16 protein-coding genes are annotated in these 18,059 nt (G+C 67.3%); 7 read left to right on the forward strand and 9 right to left on the reverse strand.

Annotated elements, in window-relative coordinates:
* Positions 1-2: 2 nt before the first annotated feature.
* A complete protein-coding gene (locus ACFVWG_RS09125; protein ID WP_391542643.1) occupies positions 3-1,031 on the forward strand; it encodes an alpha/beta hydrolase-fold protein in 1,029 nt (342 codons plus the stop codon).
* 19 nt (positions 1,032-1,050) lie between these two features.
* Here ACFVWG_RS09125 and ACFVWG_RS09130 read toward each other — a convergent pair whose 3' ends face one another.
* Positions 1,051-2,505 carry an MFS transporter gene (locus ACFVWG_RS09130; RefSeq protein WP_391542644.1) on the reverse strand — a complete coding sequence of 485 codons (1,455 nt, stop codon included), beginning with the start codon at positions 2,503-2,505 and terminating at the stop codon, positions 1,051-1,053.
* Positions 2,506-2,631: 126 nt separating this feature from the next.
* Between ACFVWG_RS09130 and ACFVWG_RS09135 the strand changes: the two genes are divergently transcribed.
* Positions 2,632-3,237 carry a TetR/AcrR family transcriptional regulator gene (locus ACFVWG_RS09135; RefSeq protein WP_391542645.1) on the forward strand — a complete coding sequence of 202 codons (606 nt, stop codon included), beginning with the start codon at positions 2,632-2,634 and terminating at the stop codon, positions 3,235-3,237.
* On the opposite strand, the gene ACFVWG_RS09140 is transcribed toward ACFVWG_RS09135, so the two are convergent.
* Together ACFVWG_RS09140 and ACFVWG_RS09145 are read right to left on the reverse strand one after the other, a co-directional pair.
* A complete protein-coding gene (locus tag ACFVWG_RS09140; protein WP_391542646.1) occupies positions 3,194-3,709 on the reverse strand; it encodes a dTDP-4-dehydrorhamnose 3,5-epimerase family protein in 516 nt (171 codons plus the stop codon). The two genes, ACFVWG_RS09135 and ACFVWG_RS09140, sit on opposite strands and share 44 nt — an antisense overlap.
* A complete protein-coding gene (locus tag ACFVWG_RS09145) occupies positions 3,706-4,926 on the reverse strand; it encodes a DUF2786 domain-containing protein (RefSeq protein WP_391542647.1) in 1,221 nt (406 codons plus the stop codon). The genes ACFVWG_RS09140 and ACFVWG_RS09145 overlap by 4 nt, the downstream gene beginning before the upstream one ends.
* A gap of 207 nt (positions 4,927-5,133) precedes the next feature.
* On the opposite strand from ACFVWG_RS09145, the gene ACFVWG_RS09150 reads away from it, so the two are divergent.
* The gene (locus ACFVWG_RS09150; protein ID WP_391542648.1) at positions 5,134-6,498 is read left to right on the forward strand and encodes an FAD-binding oxidoreductase; all 1,365 of its coding nucleotides are present in this window, start codon (positions 5,134-5,136) and stop codon (positions 6,496-6,498) included.
* On the opposite strand, the gene ACFVWG_RS09155 is transcribed toward ACFVWG_RS09150, so the two are convergent.
* From ACFVWG_RS09155 to ACFVWG_RS09170, 4 genes are read right to left on the reverse strand one after another with little or no spacing between them, the layout of a single operon-like run.
* Complete coding sequence (locus tag ACFVWG_RS09155) at positions 6,495-7,235, reverse strand: SDR family NAD(P)-dependent oxidoreductase (protein WP_391542649.1); 741 nt, start codon at positions 7,233-7,235, stop codon at positions 6,495-6,497. The genes ACFVWG_RS09150 and ACFVWG_RS09155 overlap by 4 nt on opposite strands.
* Positions 7,228-8,469, reverse strand: coding sequence for an AMP-binding protein (locus tag ACFVWG_RS09160; RefSeq protein ID WP_391542650.1), 1,242 nt, complete (start codon positions 8,467-8,469; stop codon positions 7,228-7,230). The genes ACFVWG_RS09155 and ACFVWG_RS09160 overlap by 8 nt, the downstream gene beginning before the upstream one ends.
* Positions 8,466-8,717, reverse strand: coding sequence for an acyl carrier protein (locus ACFVWG_RS09165; protein WP_391542651.1), 252 nt, complete (start codon positions 8,715-8,717; stop codon positions 8,466-8,468). Before ACFVWG_RS09165 ends, ACFVWG_RS09160 begins: the two co-directional genes overlap by 4 nt.
* A 20-nt stretch (positions 8,718-8,737) precedes the next feature.
* Positions 8,738-8,896 (reverse strand): hypothetical protein, encoded by a 159-nt coding sequence (locus tag ACFVWG_RS09170; protein WP_391542653.1) that lies wholly within the window; start codon positions 8,894-8,896, stop codon positions 8,738-8,740.
* Positions 8,897-9,001: 105 nt separating this feature from the next.
* On the opposite strand from ACFVWG_RS09170, the gene ACFVWG_RS09175 reads away from it, so the two are divergent.
* Positions 9,002-11,674, forward strand: a complete 2,673-nt coding sequence (locus ACFVWG_RS09175; RefSeq protein WP_391542654.1) for a hypothetical protein — start codon at positions 9,002-9,004, stop codon at positions 11,672-11,674.
* A gap of 369 nt (positions 11,675-12,043) precedes the next feature.
* Here ACFVWG_RS09175 and ACFVWG_RS09180 read toward each other — a convergent pair whose 3' ends face one another.
* On the reverse strand, positions 12,044-13,609 hold the full coding sequence (locus tag ACFVWG_RS09180; RefSeq protein WP_391542655.1) for a glycoside hydrolase family 10 protein: 1,566 nt from the start codon (positions 13,607-13,609) through the stop codon (positions 12,044-12,046).
* 83 nt (positions 13,610-13,692) lie between these two features.
* Between ACFVWG_RS09180 and ACFVWG_RS09185 the strand changes: the two genes are divergently transcribed.
* Positions 13,693-14,184 (forward strand): GNAT family N-acetyltransferase, encoded by a 492-nt coding sequence (locus ACFVWG_RS09185; protein WP_391542656.1) that lies wholly within the window; start codon positions 13,693-13,695, stop codon positions 14,182-14,184.
* 10 nt (positions 14,185-14,194) lie between these two features.
* A complete protein-coding gene (gene pseI, locus ACFVWG_RS09190) occupies positions 14,195-15,247 on the forward strand; it encodes a pseudaminic acid synthase (protein WP_391542657.1) in 1,053 nt (350 codons plus the stop codon).
* A gap of 67 nt (positions 15,248-15,314) precedes the next feature.
* On the opposite strand, the gene ACFVWG_RS09195 is transcribed toward pseI, so the two are convergent.
* Complete coding sequence (locus ACFVWG_RS09195) at positions 15,315-15,608, reverse strand: hypothetical protein (protein ID WP_391542658.1); 294 nt, start codon at positions 15,606-15,608, stop codon at positions 15,315-15,317.
* Positions 15,609-15,808: 200 nt separating this feature from the next.
* On the opposite strand from ACFVWG_RS09195, the gene ACFVWG_RS09200 reads away from it, so the two are divergent.
* A complete protein-coding gene (locus ACFVWG_RS09200; RefSeq protein WP_391542659.1) occupies positions 15,809-17,302 on the forward strand; it encodes a class I SAM-dependent methyltransferase in 1,494 nt (497 codons plus the stop codon).
* Positions 17,303-18,059 lie beyond the last annotated feature (757 nt).

An 18,059-nucleotide genomic window follows, 5' to 3' on the forward strand; every position in this document is an offset into this window, starting at 1 on the left:
CGATGCTGCCGTGGTCGATCGACTGGGCGGGAAGACTGGAGCAGAAGACCTACGACAGTGCGCTGCTGCGTGGGAACCCGCTGGGCGACCCGCACGAGCGACCTGTCCTGGTCTACCTGCCACCCGGGTACGACGAGTCCGACCAGCGCTACCCGGTTGTCTACGTGACCATGGGCTACACCGGTCACATTGGCATGTTCTTCAACCGCGTGGCCTTCCGGCAGCCCTACCCGGAGCTGCTGGACGCGATGTTCGCGACCGGTGACGTACCGCCCGCGATCGTGGTCTTCGTCGACACCTGGACCCGGTACGGCGGTGGGCAGAGCCTCGACTCCCCTGGCACCGGTCAGTACCTGTCGTACGTGTGCGACGAGATCGTGCCGTGGATGGACGCGTCGTACCGGACTATTGCCGACCGCGATCACCGGGCGATGACAGGCAAGTCCAGCGGCGGCTACACCGCCATGGTGATGCCTCTGCTGCGGCCGGACGTCTTTGGCGCGCTGGCGACGCACGCAGGTGATGCGAGCTTCGAGCTCTGCTACCGCGGGGAGTTCGCCGCACATGCCCGCACACTGCGGGACAAGTACGACGGTGACATCCAGAACTTCTTCAAGGACGCCGCAGGACGCGCCGACCGGCTGCAGAACGAGGACATCCACCTCTACGAGATCTACGGCTACTCGTCGGCATACTCCGCCGAGCCCGACGGGACGGTGCTGCTGCCGTTCGACGACCTCGGTGAGGTGATCCCAGAGGTTTGGGAGCGCTGGCTGAAGCTGGACCCGGTCGAGATGCTGAAGCAACCCCAGTACGCCGACGCTGCGCGCTCGATGCGAGCCATCTGGATCGACGCCGGCCGCAACGACGAGTACTACCTCGATCTCGGGGCCACTGCGTTCCACCGCGGTCTGCAGGCGATCGGCGTACCGGAGGAGAAGGTGCACTTCGAGCTCTTCGACGGCAAGCACGGCGGTATCGAGTACCGCTACCCGCTAGCCGTCCGCTGGCTCTGCGAACAGTTCCAGTGAACGGCTAGCTCAGCAACTGTCAGAAGTGCGAGTCGACCGCGACCTTCTCGGCCGGAGTCTCGATCGGCTCGGCAGTACGACGCAGCCACGTCCAGGGCTTCACGCTGATCACGATCATCGTGAGGCTCAGGGCGGCGTACACGAGGGCGCCGATGAAGGCTGCGTGCACACCATCAGTCAGTACGGCGCGGGGCGTCGTACCGGCGGAGTTGCGGCTGGCGGTGCCGAAGAGGGTGACCAGGATGCCCAGGCCCAGTGCACCGCCGACCTGCTGGACGACGTTGAGCAGTCCGGATGCGGCACCGGAGTCCTCCGGTGCCACGTTGGCGATGGCGCGGCCGACCAGCGGGATGAACAGCATGCCGGCGCCGAGTCCGAAGACCACCAGCGGTCCGACGACATTGGCGAGGTAGGTGCTGTTGGCGTTCAGCTGGGTCAGCCAGATGGTCCCGGTGGTGATGAGCAGCGAGCCGGCGAGCATCAGGCGCGAGCCGTCGATCCGGTTGAGCAGCCTCGGGACGATGCGTGATGCGGTGAAGAGCAGACCGGTCATCGGCAGGAAGGCCAGGCCGGCCGCGAGCGGGCTGAGCTCGAGCACACCCTGCAGGAACTGGGTGAGGAAGAAGAACATCCCGAACATCGTCCCGACCACCAGCAGCATGGTCACGTACGCCGCCGAGCGGGATGCGGAGCGGAAGAGTCGCAGCGGCACGATCGGGTGGCTGACGCGACGCTCGATCAGCACGAACGCGGCCAGCAGGACCACACCGGCACCGAAGGCGACCAGCACCTCGGCGGCGGTCCAGCCGATGTCCCCAACGCGGATGAAGCCGTAGACGAGGGAGCTGATCCCGAGCGTCGACGTGAGCGCACCGGCGATGTCGAACCGGCCGGTCTCCCGTTCGGTCTCGGTCAGGACCCGACTCGCCGCGATGATCAGCCCGATACCGATCGGGACGTTGATGAACAGGCCCCAGCGCCAGGACGCCCAGTCGGTCAGCATGCCGCCGAGGACCAGGCCGACACTGCCGCCGCCGGACGAGACCAGGCTGTAGTAGCCCAGTGCCTTCATCCGCTCGGGACCTTCGCGGTAGGTGAGCATCATCAGGGTCAGGGCCGCGGGCGCCGCGATGGCGCCACCGACGCCCTGCAGGACGCGGGCGGTGAGCAGGAGCTCGGCGTTCGGCGCGAGGCCGCCGAGCAGGGAGGCGAGGGTGAAGATGCCGACGCCGGTGATGAAGACGCGGCGGCGGCCGAGCAGGTCGCCGGCGCGGGCGCCGAGCAGCAGCAGACCGCCGAAGGCCAGGGCGTAGGCGTTCTGCACCCAGGAGAGGCTGGACGGACTGAAGTCGAGGGCATGCTGGATCTTGGGCATGGCGATGTTCACCACGGTCGCATCCAGGATCACCATCAGCTGGGTGACCAGGATGACCGCGAGAACGAGCCCGGGTCGCCGGGTGGTCGTGCCTGACATAGTGCTCCTTACCCCGGAGGGGCTACAGTTGAGGAAGGAAGTGGAGAGTTCCTCCGGTTTACGATACGGAGGCATCCTCCGCTTTGCAAGCGATATTGTCGGCCGTCTTATTCCAGGGAGGTCTGTATGGCGTCGACACCGTTGCCCACCACGCGGCCGACCCGCGCGGATGCGGCCCGGAACTACGACCTCCTGGTGACGGCTGCCCGGGAGACCTTCGCCGAGCACGGCACCGACACCTCGCTGGAGGAGATCGCCCGGCGCGCAGGGGTCGGCATCGGCACCCTCTACCGGCGCTTCCCGAACCGGACGGCGCTGCTCGAGGCCGTGTACGTCGACGAGATCCAGTCGGTGATCGATCGCGCCTACGACTTCGACCGGGAACTGCCGCCGTTCGAGGCGCTGACGGCCTGGTTGCGCAGCTTCGTCGGCTACGGCCTGTCCAAGAAAACCCTGGCGGTCGAGCTGATGAACGCCCTCGGCCGGGACTCGGAGTTCTTCAAGGCCTGCAAGACGAACGTGCAGGAGGCCGGCGAGCTACTGCTCGCCAAGGCGAAGGCAAGCGGTGACGTCCGGCCCGAGCTCGACCTGCCCGACGTCATGCGGCTGGTCGGCGGCATCACCCACGTGAGCCCCGACATCCCGCCGGACCAGGCGATGCGGATGCTCGACATCGTGTTGTGCGGCCTCAGGCCGGTCGGCTCCGGACCTCGGCCAGCGACGGACTCGTAGCGTCGCGCTCGGTGAAGCTGAGCTCGGCACCCGGCCAGTCGATGTCCAGCTCCGGATCGAACGGGTTCACCGCGATCCGCTCCGGTGACCAGGGCTCGTTCACCAGGAAGTTGTAGACGGTGTGCGGGGCCATGGTGCAGAACGAATTGCCCAGCCCACGTGGGACGTAGAGCGCATCCCCCGGGCCGAGTTCGAACGTCTCCACCTGCCCGGCCTGCAGCTCGACGATCGCCACGAACACCCGCCCGGCCGACGGCGACAGGTACTTGTCCCACGGCTCGGCATGGATCCCGCGCAGAATCCCGGCGCTCTCGAAGTACGTGACGTTGTGCTGGACGACCTCGTACGGCGGGACTCCGGCGGCCGCGAGTTTGTCCCGGTGGAAGCTCTCCTCGAACCAGCCGTCGGCGTTCGGCTGCAGGTCGAGCTCGATCCGCAGCAGGCCCGCGATCGACGTCTCGTGCACCTTCATCGACGGACCTGCCGCCGCGCCTCGAGCTGTGCCTTGTCGGCCGCGCTCAACCCGGCCTCCCAGCCGGCTCCGTTGGTGATCCGGGTCCGCCGCGTGGTCGTGTTCGGGAAAAGCTTGGTGAACAACGCCTCCACCTGCTCCTCGCGCCGCGTCAGCACCGGCAGCAGCCGGTCCGCGTCCACAGCCGGTACGGCGGCCTGTGTGGCCTCCGTGGCCGCTTGGAGCCGCTCACCGATCCGCTGCGCGTAGGCCATCAGGAACGATTGCCGGAACGACCTGGTCCGGGATTCGCCGTACCGGCCGATGTGCTTGCCGGAGGCAATCATCGCGCGGTTCGCCTGCACCAGCAGGGAGGTGGCGAGGATCTCGGTGAGCTGCAGATCGAGGTCGGCGCCGATGACGGTGACGACGGCGAGCTGCTCGATCATGACCGTGCGGCAACGGTTCGCGGTGGCGACGGAGCCGACGAGTTGTGCCTTGGCCGACACGTACGGCGTGTCCAGCCAGATCCGCCGGGCGGCAGAATCGTCAGGGATCTCGACCGCCGGATCCGCCTCGACCAGTGCGCGGTCGAGCGCGAACTTGGCCATCAGCTCCTGCGCCTTGCCGGACAACGCTTCTGCCTCGTCCGGGAACTCGGTCGCCTCCGCCTTCGCGAGCAGACTGCGGATCCGCGAGAGCATCTTCGCGTTCGCCGGAACGGCGGGTCGGTCGCCGGCACTCCGTCGTACCGACGTGCCTGGCGGTGGGAACAGGTGGGCCAACGGCGGCAGGGATTGCAGGAAGCCGGCCAGCGCGAGCGTGTGCCGCAAGGTGAGGTAGCGGCTGACGCGCGCGCGGGTCGCCCAGGCGGTCAGGTCGAGCTCGACGAACGGCGGTTCGATGCCGAGGTCGAGGAGCTGATCGAGCCAGCGCGGATCGATCATGTCCTCGCGGTAACTGCGGTGTTCGGCAGCGATCGCGGCCAGCAGCAGTGGTTCGGCCCCTTGGTCGAACTCGCGACGACCGTGCTGGACGAGATCGGCCGGCGTCCAGCCGCGCTCCCACGACGTCCGCAGCAGGCCGGTCAGGAAGCCGTGCAGAACACGATCCACCTGCCCTTGGTCGCGTTCGTCGTACCCACCGAGACGAGCCAGCTCACCATCGGCGCGATCGTCGTGCAGGGCAACGATCGCCGCCGCCATCGGCAACAGGTGCAGGATTTCCTCGTCACTCACGCGGTCGAGTCTGACACCGTCCGCACCCGCACCCAAACCGGCGACCGCCGCCTGTGGATAACCCCTCGCAACGTCCGAAAACACGCCGACCACGCACCGCGAACCTTCGGACGCCAAGGGTTTTCGCGCGAAGGGCTGCCCGAAAGGACCGTTCGCGTCGGCGATCCGGAACCTAGCCTGGCGACACCACCATCGGGGAGGAATGTGATGACTGAGCTTGCAGGCTTCAGCGGGACGGTGCTGACGCCAGGACAGGACGGGTACGACGATGCGCGGCGACTGTGGAACGCGCAGCACGACCGGCGACCTGCGGTGATCGCGCAGGTGCGCAGCGCCGCGGACGTCGCGATCGCGGTTCGCTACGGGGTGGAGAACGGCCTGGAGATCGCGGTCCGTGGGGGTTCGCACAGCATCTCCGGAGCTTCGTCGGTCGACGACGGCCTGATGATCGACCTGACGAGTCTGAACGGCGTGTCCGTCGATGCCGAGGCGCGGCTGGCTCGTGTCGGTGGCGGTGCGCTGCTGCGCGACCTGGACGGCGCGACACAGGAGCACGGCCTCGCAGTACCGGCCGGAGTGATCAGCCACACCGGAGTGGGCGGTCTGACACTCGGCGGCGGCATGGGCTGGCTCACGCGCAAGTACGGGCTCAGCATCGACAATCTGGAGTCGGTTCAGCTCGTCAGCGCGGACGGCAGCATTCTGCGCGCTGCGGAGGACGAGAACCCGGACCTGTTCTGGGGCGTCCGTGGTGGCGGCGGAAACTTCGGAGTGGTCACCGAGTTCGAGTTCCGGCTCCACGAGGCCGGACCGATGGTCCACTACGGCCTGCAGTTCTGGACCGTCGACCAGGGTGCCGAGGTACTGCGGCTCGCCCGCGACCTGTTCGCGACGCTGCCGACCGACGTGAACGTCGTGATCACCGCGCTGAACGCTCCCCCGGCGCCGTTCGTCCCGGAGGAGATGCACTTCGCCCCCGGCTACGGACTGGTGATTGTCGGCTTCGGGTCACCCGAGGAGCACGCCGGAGTGCTGGAGCAGATCCGCACTGCGCTACCGCCGATCTTCGAGTTCGCCACACCGATGCCGTACGTCGCACTGCAGCAGTCGCTCGACGAGCCGAACGCCTGGGGCCACTACTCGTACGAGAAGGGCTCCTACCTCGAAGAGCTCACCGACGGCGCTATCGAGGTCATCACGCAGCAGGTCGCGCAGAAGGTGTCGCCGATGTCGGCGACGCTGATCTACCGGCTCGACAAGGCCTACTCCGGGGTTGATGACGACGCCACCGCGTTCGGGGGTGAGCGGAGTGACAGGTTCGCCCTGTTCATCGTCGGCCACACTGCGGTGCCGGAACTGCTCGCTGCAGAGCAGCAGTGGGTCCGGGGCTTCTGGGAGGCGCTGCAGCCGCACACCGTCGGCATCGGCAGCTACGTCAACGGCATGACCGAGTCGGACGACGACCGGATCAAGGCGTCGTACGGGCCCAAGTACGAGCGGCTGCAGCAGATCAAGGCGAAGTACGACCCGGACAACGTGTTCCACCGGAACCAGAACATCAAGCCGGCCTAAATAGACGCTGCTCCGTCGATGACCAGCACCTGGCCGTTGATGTTGGTGTTGTCCAGCAACAGCATCCGGACCACGGGGACGACGTCGTCTGGTTCGGTCAGGTGACCGGTCGGCGTACGGCGGACGATCTGGTCCAGCTGAGTCTGTCCGAGCACTGCTGACATCTCGGACGCGAAGAAGCCCGGCGCTACGGCGTTGGCGAGGACACGGCCACCCAGCTCACGTGCGAGTGAGCGGGTGGCCGCATCCATGCCGCCCTTGGTCGCTGAGTAGGCCACCAGGCCTGGGTACCCACGCTGGGCGCAGATCGAGGTGACGTTGACGATCCGGCCCTTCAGACCCTTGGCCAGCATGCGGCGCAGCACGAACCGCGTGAGCAGTAGTGGTGCGGTCAGATTGGTCTGGATGATGTCCTCGAGCCGCTCTGGACTGGTGTGAACGTGCAGTGAGTCCTGACCGATCGCAGCGTTGTTCACCAGCCCGTCGACCGGGCCGAGTGTCGACTCCACGGTCTTCACAAACGCTTGTACGGCTGGGGTGTCGTTGATGTCGACAGAACCGGCGTACAGGTTGTCTGGGTACTTCGACGCGAGTTCGGTGAGCTCTGGGGTCACTGTGCGGGCGAAGGCGGCCACCTTGATCCCTGAGGTGAGCAGGTCGGTGACGATCGCCAGACCGAGGCCGCGGGAACCACCCGAGACCAGCACGACCGATGCGGGCGGTACGGACTCAGACATCGCTCTTCAGCGTCTCCTTCTGCGGAATCGCGTCCAGGAACTTGATCCGCCGCGGTACGCCGTAGTCCGGCAGCCGGCTCGAGGACCACTGCACCAGGTCGGCGTCGGTGATCGGACCGAGCGACTCGTTCACCACGACCTCGGCAGCGACCATCCGGCCGACCAGTGGGGCCTTGCGAGCGAACACTCGGGCCCACGCCACACTCGGGTGCGCCAGCAGTACGCCGCGGACCACGCTGGCCGACACCTTTGAACCACCGACGTTGATCTCGTCGGTGTCGAGACGACCGGTGATGAGCACGCGGTCGCCGTCGTACTCGACGCGGTCGCCGGTGTGCACCGCGCCGACCAGTCCGGCGCCGTGATGCGGTGAGCGGATCACCAGCTCGTCACCCTGCACCGACAGCATCGGGCGGTCCGGGTCGGGCTCGCGTTGCAGCCACGCGCGCGGGAAGCCTGCCTTGCCGTCGTGCACCACGATCGACGCACCGACCTCTGAGGACGCGTAGATCCAAGAGATGCGTGTCTTTGGGAAGAGGTCGCGCAGCTGGTCAAGGATCGCCTGGTCGACCGGCTCACCGCCGAGGGTGATCTGCTCCAGCGGTATGGCGGCCAGCGCCTCAGAGTCGCGGTAAATGGCCTGCCGCCAGAAGGTCGGCGTACCGGAGGCTGCTGTGACGCCGTGCTGAGCGGCGATCTGTGGCCAGTCCTCCAGCTCGTGTGGCTCAATCACGACCAGACCCTGGTCCCGCTGGGTGAGGGAGATCGTGACGACCTGCCACCACGCGTACGTGCCGGGCGAGTAGGGCAGCAGCCAGGTGCGTGGGGGCTGGTCCGCGGTCACTGTGGTGAGTGATTCGAGGGTGTGGCCGATTCGCTTCGGGCGGCCGGTCGAACCAGAGGTGAGCAGCCAGGCGCGGCCCGACTCCTCCACTCGCTTCAGCCGCGCCGGTGTGACCTCGCCATCGGGCAGGACGATCGAGAAGCCGGACTCACCGAGCTCCTCGCGCATGTACTCGTCCACTCGCGAGCTGGTGGCGACCAGCAGCTCTGTGCCATGCACTGCGTGGTGTCTGAGGGCTGCTAACGCGTCGGCGCCGCTGTCGACCAGGACTGCCGCAGGTGACGGCAGCTGGGGCAGCTTGTGCAGCGTCCGCCAGGTCAGGCTCTTGCCGGCGACGACGACGGTGTTGTCGTCACCGATCAGTGCGGTGGTCCGGCGCCGCGTAGTCACGCCGACTGGAGTTGCTCGATGAAGTCCAGTACGTCGCCGACGGTGGCGATCCGGCGCAGCCCAGGGGCATCGAAGTTCAGCTCGTCGTCCAGCTCGTCCTCAACCCGCAGTGCGAGCTCCGAGAAGTCCAGCGACCGGAATCCGATCTCACGCAGCTCGGCACTGTCGTCGGCCGGTAACGACCGGCCCTGGGCGGTCATCACCTCACCCATCAACTCCCGGACCCTGTCCCGCGCCACCGAACTCATGAGCACAGAGCTTAGTGCCGTCATGCCTGATCCGTCGGGTCGCGGCGGAGGGCCGCGCGGAGCCGCTTCATCCGGCTGGAGATCTCCCAGCCGATCAGGGCGATCAGCGGGCTGGCTGCCGCGATCGCGGCCAGCAGAACCTCCTCGACCGGCAGTCCGGCGATGTGGAGGACGACCATGGGAGCCTCCCGGATGCTGCGAGAGCTGGGAGGTTACTGAGTGTAAAGGCGATCCTGCTGGTGGTAAACGGCTCAGCGGTCCGGTCACATGCCTAGACTCTCCGGGTGACCGCAGCTGGCGAGGGGGACCCGAAGACCGCATCCGAGGCGGTCACACAGGAGCTGGCGGCCGTCCCGGCCGGTTCCGAGGCCAAGGCCGCTGCCCCGAAGGGCAAACCTGCCGAGGGCGATGAGGCGAAGAAGCCCACCGCCGAGGACAAGCCTGCAGCTGAGAAGCCGGCTGAGGCGGCGCCGCCGAAGAAGCGGTTCTGGCGGCGGCGTAAGGAGCGGAAAGCGCGGCCGCGAGGCGAGCGGCGTCGGGGCGGACGTGGGGCGCGTGCGGCCGGGCTGGTGAGTCTGCCGGTGCTGCCGTTGGCCTGGTTCCTGGGGCTGCAGGAGCACCCGGTGTGGATGCCGATCGTGTACCTGGCCTATTTCCTCGTGGTGATCGCCGTACCCGGGACGATGTTCTGGCGACGGCTGACCGGCGGCACTGGCTGGTTCACGGTGGACGCCGTACTCGGCACTGCCTTCGGACTCGCGATCGAGGCCCTGATCTACCCGGTCGGCATGTTCTTCAGCATGCCGTTCGCGGCCCTGCTGATGCCCGCTCTGGCTCTCGGCATGGTCCGCGGCCTCCCCCGCGCCCCACGCGCCACGCGCCCCACCCCCTGGTGGGCAACGGCCGGAGTGATGGTCGCAGTCGGCGCAGCAGCCGCGTGGTTCGTCCGCACCGGCTCGCAGCTCATCCCACTCAACGGACCAGCTGCCCTCCGGCCGAACTCGGACGCGCCTCACAACCTCGCCATCGCCGGCGAGCTGACGCACCACTTCCCCCCGAAGCTCCCGTACGCCGATGGTCGGTGGCTGACCGGCCACTGGGCGGCGTACGACCACATCGCGTCGTCGCACTGGATCACGACCATCCCGCTCGACGTACTGACGCATCGGATGGTCCCGTTCGCGTGGATCCTGATGACAGTCCTGGGCGCGGCCGCGGTCGGCGTACTGCTGACAGGTCGCGCAGTGGCCGCACCGATCGCCGCCGGACTGACAGTGGCCGCTGGGGACCTCACCGCCTGGCCGTGGGCCGTTTCGGACCGGGTCTTCGCGGACGGGCCGTTCTCACTCGGCCAGCTGACCAATCCGCCCCAGGCGTTCTCCACAGTGCTGTTGCTGCCGCTTATCGCGATTACCGCGCTGCTGCTGCGTCGCCAGCCCGGTCGTGGCTCCCGTTCCCACGTCTTCCGGTTGCTCGTGGTGGCCGCCGTACTGATCACTGCTCTTGCACTGACCAAAGCGACCACACTGCCCGTGTACGGCGCCGGTCTGGCTGCTGCCTGGGTCTATCTGACCGTCCGACGGGGTCGGCTCAACCTGCGTGGGCTGGTGCTCGGCCTTGGTGTCGCAGCCGCCTTCCTGCTGACCTACTTCCTCGTACTGCGGGGCACGCCGTCCAGCGTCGTCGTCGACCCGGGCCGCACCTTCAAGCTGCTCGGCGGAACGCTCCCTGTTGTTGCCGCAGTGGTCGTGATCGGCTGGCTGATGCCAGCCGTCGGCGCTCTGCTGATCAGGAGCCGTGTCCGCCGTGACCCGCTACCTGTCTTCCTGCTGGTCGGCCTACTCGCCGCTGTCGGCGCAGCCTCCCTCCTGTACGACGAGGGCGGCGCGCAGCTCTTCTTCGTCCGCACCGGCTTCGTGTACGGCGTACTGCTCGCCACCTGGGCCCTGAGTTCGCTGGAGCGCAAGCAGTACTGGATTGCCGCGGTAGCACTGCTCATCGGGGTCGCTGCGATCTACTGGGGTCGCTACCGTTCGCCCAGCTCGTGCACCACCACGAACTGCTTCGGCCAGGGACTTGCAGTCGCACTGGTGATCGCCGCGATAGGCATCGGCCTGTTCGGACTGATCCTGCGCGGCTCTCGCCGTACCTGGGCCGTCATCGCAGTGGCCGTCCTCCTGGGCACGACCGTGTCGCCGACGGTCGCGTCAGTGCGGAAGTTCGCCACTCCGTCGCTGACGGACTACGAGTCGATCGCACCGGGCGGAATCGAGGCCGCCCGCTTCATCCGGCGCAACTCCGGTTCCAACGACCGCATCGCCACCAACGTGCACTGCCACCAGCCCAGCACAACCCGCTGCCTGGCCGGCTCCTACTGGATCGCCGGCTACGCCGAACGCCGTGTCCTGGTTCAAGGTTGGGCCTACACCACCCGCGTCGACGACACCTACCCCGGCAAGCCGCAGAGCCCCTACTGGGACGAGGAGAAGCTCCGCCTCAACGACGAGGTCTTCACCAACCCCACTCGCGAACTACTGGAGAAGCTCCGCACCCAGTACGACGTCCAGTGGCTGCTCCTGGACGACCGCGTCACGCAGCCCCCGAAGAACCTGGACCGTCTCACCGACCTGCGCTTCGAGCTGGGTAACGTCCGCGTCTACCAGCTCTACCCGCCGCCCCCGGCCAACACCCCCTTCCCCACGCCAACCCCGACGCCGAGCTTCCCAACCGGGACTCCCACCGGCACACCGGGCTTCCCGACGCCGACGCCGACCCCGGCGTTCCCCACGTTCCCGAGCCAGCAGCCGAGTGGGACGCTCCCCACTCAACAGCCCAGCGGCCCCTTCAACCCGAGCCAGTCCTTCCCGAGGGGGACGCTCCCAACCGGGAGCATCCCCACTCAGAGCTTCACACCGTCCTCCCCAACCAGCACCGGTTCCACCTCCCCCGGCACCTAGCACGACCCATCACGGCCCGGCGCATGGTGGCTTCAGCCACAGCGCACCACCTGTAGTCCAAGGTCGACTGTGCGGAGATTGCCGCGGGTAATCGTTGGAGAACGACACGGTCGGCACAGTCGATGACCCAGTCGTCACACACGCCGGTCGCACCGAGCGGATCCGGGGGAGGTGTTGTCCGCGTTTGGTGGGTGGGCCAGCCAGAGGGTGGGTCGAGACAGGCAATGGCGGCCCGAGGCCGCTCGCCACAGGTCTCCGGGCCTTGTTACCTGTCTCCGGCCACAACTGGTGGCCGGAGCAAGTCTCAGATCAGAACCGTTCGCGCCTTGAGCGCTATCGTTAGCGGGCTTTCTACGCTCCCGTTAGCAGTTAGCGCACGGTGATGGTGGGGATGGGGATGCTTTGGTTGGACAGGCGGTCGAGGGCGGTTACTGAGTAGAGGTAGAGCTTCCCTGGGGTCGCTGTGGTGTCTACGTAGGACTGCTTGCGGGTGGTGGCGACCAGGTTGCGGGCATCGTTGTCGGGGCAGTGGTCGCCGCCCAGGAGCTCGCGACGATAGACGGCGTACGACGTGGCGTCGGCTGAGGTGCGGCGCCACTTGAGCTCGACGCCCGCAGTGGTGCGGGTCGCCTGGACGCCGAGGGGCGGCAGCGGCGGGCGGGAGTCCAGAGCCGGCATGGCTGGGATGAGTGCCGGTCGGGTGTACCAGGTGCTGTTGAGCAGAGTGGTCGCACCGAGGCGGTTGGCGCGGACGTCCTTGGCGGAGAAGAAGATGTTGCCCTTCACCTCAGGGATCGCGCTGTCGAAGGCCATGTGGTCACTGAGCTCCAGCGGGTCAGCCCAGTCCGGCGACTGCGTCGACGTACCGACCTTGTACGTCGCTTCGCCGATGTAGAGGTGGACGTGCGTACCGCGCACCTGCTCGGCCCACCAGGGGACGATCTTGTTGTAGTCCGCCGGTGCGAAGCCGCCTGCCCAGTAGACCTGCGGAACGATGTAGTCGATCCACTCCTCACGAACCCAGCGACGGGTGTCGGCGGCCAGGTCGTCGTACGTCTGGACGCCCGCAGTGGTGTCCGTGCCTTCCGGGTCGGTCGCCTTGTTGCGCCAGACGGCGAAGGGCGAGATGCCGAACTTCACCCACGGCTTGACCGCCTTGATGCGCCCCTGCAGCTCCTGGATCAGCAGGTCGATGTTGTTGCGTCTCCAGGACTTCAGGTCAGGGAAACCGCCGCCGTACTGCGCGTAGGTCGCGGCGTCGTCGAAGACCTGACCGGCCACCGGGTACGGGTAGAAGTAGTCGTCGAAGTGCACGCCGTCGATGTCGTAGTTCGACACCGCGTCCATGATCGCGTCCTCGACCAGCTTGCGCGCTGCGGGGATGCCCGGGTTGTAGTAGAGCTTGCCGCCGTACGTGACGACCCAGTCCGGGTGTACCCGTGCCGGGTGCGTCGGGATCAAGGCGTTGATGTTGGTGCCCATGGAGAGCCGGTACGGGTTGAACCACGCATGCAGCTCGAGGTTGCGCTTGTGCGCCTCCGCGACGGCGAACTTCAGCGGGTCGTAGCCGGGGTCACCGCCCTGGGCCCCAGTCAGGTACTGCGACCAGGGCTCCACCTTGGACGGCCAGAACGCGTCAGCGGTCGGCCGAACCTGCAGTACGACGGCATTGTGGTTCTGACGGACCGCATCATCCAGCCAGCCGATCAGCTCGGTCTGCTGCTGTGCAGCGGTCAGACCGGTCTTGGAGGGCCAGTCGATGTTCACCACGGACGAGATCCACTGGGCGCGGAACTGCCGCAGCGGTGTGGTCGTGCTGGGTGCACAACGCGCGTCGTCGGACGGCGCCGGCGCGGCGGACGCCGTACCGGCCAATCCGCCCAGCAACAGACCTGCGGTGGCACCGAGAACGCCCATGGCACGCCAGACTCTCATGTCACTCTCCGACAATCGCTACAGATGAAGTGGAAAGATGTTTACACATCAAGCCCCTCGGAGGAAGACGCTAGGTTAGGGGCATGTTGCGGGCCGCCTCTGACGACGATGTCGACACCATCCGGCGGTTGCGGAACCAGCAGGCGAATCGGGACGTGAGCATCACGTCGCACGAGATCGGTGCGGCCGAGCATGCGGCGTGGTGGGCGAAGGCGTCGGTGGACCCGGCGCGGCGGGTGCTGATCTATGTCCGGGACGGGGGCACCGCCGGTGTGGTCAACTTCTTCGACCTCGACGGGCCGACCGGATCGTGGGGGTTCTTCCTCGATGCGGACGGGCTGGCCGAGCGCGGCGAGACGCTGCCCGCCTGGATCGAGGTGATGCGCGAGGCGACGGCGTACGCGTTCGACGTACTCGGGCTCGACCTGCTGACCGGCGAGGTACTCGAACACAACACTGTGGTCCGGCAGATGAACCGGCGGTTCCGGTTCGTCGAAGGGATGGCCGAGCCGCGCGGCGCCGTGACCGTCATCCCGATCAGTCTGCGCCGCGAGGACCGGCGGCCCAGCCGATGAAAGGACAGGGATGAAGGACACCATCGAGATCGGCGGCGTACCGATCGGCGCCGAGCACCAGCCGTTCGTCATCGCGGAGATGTCGGGCAACCACAACGGCGATCTCGAGCGGGCACTGGACATCGTCCGAGCGGTCGCCGAGTCGGGCGCGCAGGCGCTGAAGCTGCAGACCTACACCGCCGACACGATGACGCTCAACCTCGATCTGCCCGCCTTCCGGCTCCCGTCCGAGCACGAACTGTGGAGCAACGCGCGTCTGTACGACCTCTACGAAGAGGCACACACACCCTGGGCGTGGCACGAACCCATCTTCGAACTGGCCAGGTCACTCGGCCTGGTCGCGTTCTCGTCGGCGTTCGACGAGACGGCGATCGACTTCCTCGAGAAGCTCGAGGTCCCGGCGTACAAGGTCGCGTCGAACGAGATCGGCGACCTGACACTCGTCCAGGAGATGGCGCAGACGGGCAAGCCGATCATCATCTCCACCGGCTCCGCGACGCTGACCGACATCGACGCCGCCGTCCGCACCGCTCGCGCCACCGGCAACGAGCAGATCATCGTGCTCTCCTGTACGGCGAGCTATCCGGCGCCCCCGGAGCAGTCCAACCTGCGCGGCATCCCGGTCCTCCGCGACGCCCTCGACGTACAGGTCGGCCTCTCCGACCACACGATGGGCATCGGCGCCGCGATCGCCGCCGTCGCCCTCGGCGCCACCGTCATCGAGAAGCACGTCACCCTCAAACGCGTCGACGGCGGCGTCGACTCAGCCTTCTCCTTGCAGCCCGAAGAGCTCGAGTCCCTCGTCGAAAACACCCGAATCGCCCAACTTGCCCTCGGCCGCCCGACAATCGGCCCGAAGGAAGCCGAGCAGAACGTGCTCCGCTTCCGCCGTTCCCTCTACGTCACCCAGCACGTCCGCGCCGGCGACCCGATCACCCGCGAGAACGTCCGCTCCATCCGCCCGGCCGGCGGCCTCGCCCCCCACCTGTTCCTGGAGATCGAGGGCCGCATCTTCCCCACCGACGTCAAGGCCGGCACCCCCTTCACCTGGGACCTGCTCTAACCAATCCGCAGGTTCGCCTGCACGAGGTCGCGAACCTGCCCTGCGCTCCGGGTCAGGGTCAAGGCCGTCAGTCCGGGGCGTCTTCGCGGCCGAAGGCGCCGGGGCCGGCGTGGAACAGACCGATCAGGAGGACGCCGCAACTGATGGCGGCGAAGGCTGGTGCAGGGTGCCGGGCAGGATGTGCCCACCACAGCACCAGTGTTCCGATGACCAACCCCGCCCAGCCGGCGATCAGGTTGGGGATCGGTCCTGCACCGAAGACACTCGGGTACTGCTTTCTGGTGATTCCCCGGACGAAGTGCGGCACCCCGTTACCGGCAAGCACACCGCCAAGAAACCCAAGACCGATCGTCTGCCACATCCGGTAGCTCCTCGTTACTGTTCACGGCTGCCTGATTCGCTTTCGTATGGTGTCGCACAGCGAGGGTCGGACCTGTCAGTTGCCGCCCGTGTCTGCACTCGTAGCTGTCATCAGCGGCTACCCAACCAGGCGCTACGCCGTACGGATTCTCCTGCTGCGAGCATGTGGTGTCGAGGCCTGCTAGCGAAGAAGGACCAAGGATGACTGAGTACTTGCTGTTTCCGGGGCGTCATCATGTGCTCACTCGGTTTCAGGGGGAGTTCTTGCGGGAGCACGCGGCGGGTCGGACTGTGGTGTGGGCGGTGACGTCGGCCAATCACCGGACGACGAAGCGGAATCCCATCGGGTTCGATCGGCGGGAGGCGGCGATCGAGCGGTTGAGTGTGGCGGAGGGGATTCGGTCGTTCGTGGTGGGGGTGGTGGACACGCCGCCGACCGATGAGTTCGCCGAGGTGACGGTCAAGGCTATTGAAGCTGGGACCGATGATCTCGTGCGGTTGACGCCGGAGAATACGGTGGTGGCTTGTTCTACGGCTGAGGTGAGCAAGCTATATGAGCAGCTCGGGTTCGAGGTGCAGGGGGTCGAGCCCGAGGGGGTTCTGCGGCCTTGGGACGTGCTGTTGATGGTTGCTGCGGGCAATGATGACTGGCGGACGGTGGCACATCCGGCGACGGTGGATGTGTTCGAGCGGTACGCATTGGATGCGCATGTACGGCGGTGCGTGAATGATCCGGTGGTCGGGGATGACGGCGGGTTGACGACGACGCGGGATTACAAGACGTATGCCGATGCGTTCGAGACGGCGGCGGACCGGAAATGGCAGCAGATCAAGGAGTTCGTCCAGCCTGGGCGGATTCTGGATATCGGTTGTGCGACCGGGGCGACACTGCAGTTGGTGGATGCGGACCCGCGGTTTCACGAGTCGGATCTGATCGGGGTCGAGGTCGCGCGGCATTTGTATGCCGAGTGTGAACACAAGAAGGAGCAGGGATTCTTCCGGAATCCCAACGTCTACTTCTATCAGCGGAACATGCTCGGGTCGGCGGTGTTCCCGGCGCGGTCGATCGATACGACGTTGACGCTGGCGTTGACGCACGAGATCTGGTCGTACGCCGATGGGTCGCGCGCCGCGACTGTGCAGCGGTTCGCGGATGCGCTGTTCGCGCACACCGCACCGGACGGGGTGTGGATCAACTCCGATGTCTGCGGACCGGCCGAGCCCGACCGTTCCGTCGTACTGGAGTTGGACGACAGTGATGGCGCCAACCCCTCGGCGCCGGTCGAGCTTGAGGCGTTGGGTGACCCGGCGGCGTACGTTCGGCAGTTGTCGACGCGGGCGCGGTTCTTCCAGTTCGCGCAGGACTTCCGGCGGAACGCGCGAGTGCCGTTCGAGTACGTCGTACAGGGTGATCGGCTGGTCCTGCGGTTGGCGGATGCGATGGATTTCCTGACCCGCAAGGACTATGTGGACAACTGGTTGAGCGAAACCCACGAACAGTTCTGCGGGCTGAACTTCGCCGGCTGGTCAGCCGTGGCCGAGCGAGCCGGTTTCCGCATCGACCCGTCCTCGAAGGCATGGCGCAACGACTGGGTGATCGACAACCGCATCGCCCCCGTCGCCTCCATCACGACCCCCACCGGCGACCCCGTCGACTGGCCCGACACCCACCAACTCCTCATCGCCCGCCGCTGACCCACCCCACCACTCCACCACCCCCGCGCCCATCGCAGCCCCACCCCACCAGCCCCGCGCCCACCCGTTACCCGCCCGCCGTCCACCCGTCACTTGCCCGTCGGCCCCGTCGTCGGCCCCGTTGTCGACCCCGCCCGTCGGCCCCGTCGTCGGCCCCGTCGTCGGCCCCGTTGTCGGCCCCGTTGTCGACCTCGGCGCAGAGGGATCTCCCCTGAAGTTGTCCGTTCTCCGGTCAAAAAACGAGGGGAGAACCGGCAACTTGAGGGGATACCCGTTCAAGTGGTCCTGGGGCGGGCGGGCGGGAAGGAAGGAAGGGCTGGGAGGCGAGGCGGCGCGGCGCGACGGGAGGCGGTGGGGTGCGGAGGCGTGGCGGCGCGGGAGGCGGCGGTCGGTGTAGGGCGCCATCACGGCCGGCCCCGCCCCAGCCGATTTTGAGTGGCTAGGCAGTCAAATCGGGGGTTCTGCACTCGTAACCAGGGTGTAGAACCCCCGAGCTCGGTGGCTAGCCAGCGAAATGGCGGGGCGGGATGTGGGCGGCGCGCGCGAGGCGGTGCGGTGCGGAGGCGGTGCGGTGCGGAGGCGTGGCGGCGCGGGAGGCGAGGCGGTGCGGGAGGCGGCGGTCGGGGTAGGGCGCGATGACGGCCGGCCCCGCCCCAGCCGATTTGAGTGGCTAGGCAGTCAAATCGGGGGTTCTGCACTCGTAACCAGGGTGTAGAACCCCCGAGCTCGGTGGCTAGCCAGCGAAATGGCGGGGCGG

The organism is Kribbella sp. NPDC058245 (assembly GCF_042882005.1).
Lineage (GTDB): Bacteria > Actinomycetota > Actinomycetes > Propionibacteriales > Kribbellaceae > Kribbella.

Coding starts and splice junctions, on each gene's coding strand:
- ACFVWG_RS09125 (WP_391542643.1), top strand. CDS start 3: ATGCTGCCGTGGTCGATCGACTGGGCGGGAAGACTGGAGCAGAAGACC.
- ACFVWG_RS09130 (WP_391542644.1), bottom strand. CDS start 2,505: ATGTCAGGCACGACCACCCGGCGACCCGGGCTCGTTCTCGCGGTCATC.
- ACFVWG_RS09135 (WP_391542645.1), top strand. CDS start 2,632: ATGGCGTCGACACCGTTGCCCACCACGCGGCCGACCCGCGCGGATGCG.
- ACFVWG_RS09140 (WP_391542646.1), bottom strand. CDS start 3,709: ATGAAGGTGCACGAGACGTCGATCGCGGGCCTGCTGCGGATCGAGCTC.
- ACFVWG_RS09150 (WP_391542648.1), top strand. CDS start 5,134: ATGACTGAGCTTGCAGGCTTCAGCGGGACGGTGCTGACGCCAGGACAG.
- ACFVWG_RS09155 (WP_391542649.1), bottom strand. CDS start 7,235: ATGTCTGAGTCCGTACCGCCCGCATCGGTCGTGCTGGTCTCGGGTGGT.
- ACFVWG_RS09165 (WP_391542651.1), bottom strand. CDS start 8,717: ATGAGTTCGGTGGCGCGGGACAGGGTCCGGGAGTTGATGGGTGAGGTG.
- ACFVWG_RS09170 (WP_391542653.1), bottom strand. CDS start 8,896: ATGGTCGTCCTCCACATCGCCGGACTGCCGGTCGAGGAGGTTCTGCTG.
- ACFVWG_RS09180 (WP_391542655.1), bottom strand. CDS start 13,609: ATGAGAGTCTGGCGTGCCATGGGCGTTCTCGGTGCCACCGCAGGTCTG.
- ACFVWG_RS09185 (WP_391542656.1), top strand. CDS start 13,693: ATGTTGCGGGCCGCCTCTGACGACGATGTCGACACCATCCGGCGGTTG.
- pseI (WP_391542657.1), top strand. CDS start 14,195: ATGAAGGACACCATCGAGATCGGCGGCGTACCGATCGGCGCCGAGCAC.
- ACFVWG_RS09195 (WP_391542658.1), bottom strand. CDS start 15,608: ATGTGGCAGACGATCGGTCTTGGGTTTCTTGGCGGTGTGCTTGCCGGT.
- ACFVWG_RS09200 (WP_391542659.1), top strand. CDS start 15,809: ATGACTGAGTACTTGCTGTTTCCGGGGCGTCATCATGTGCTCACTCGG.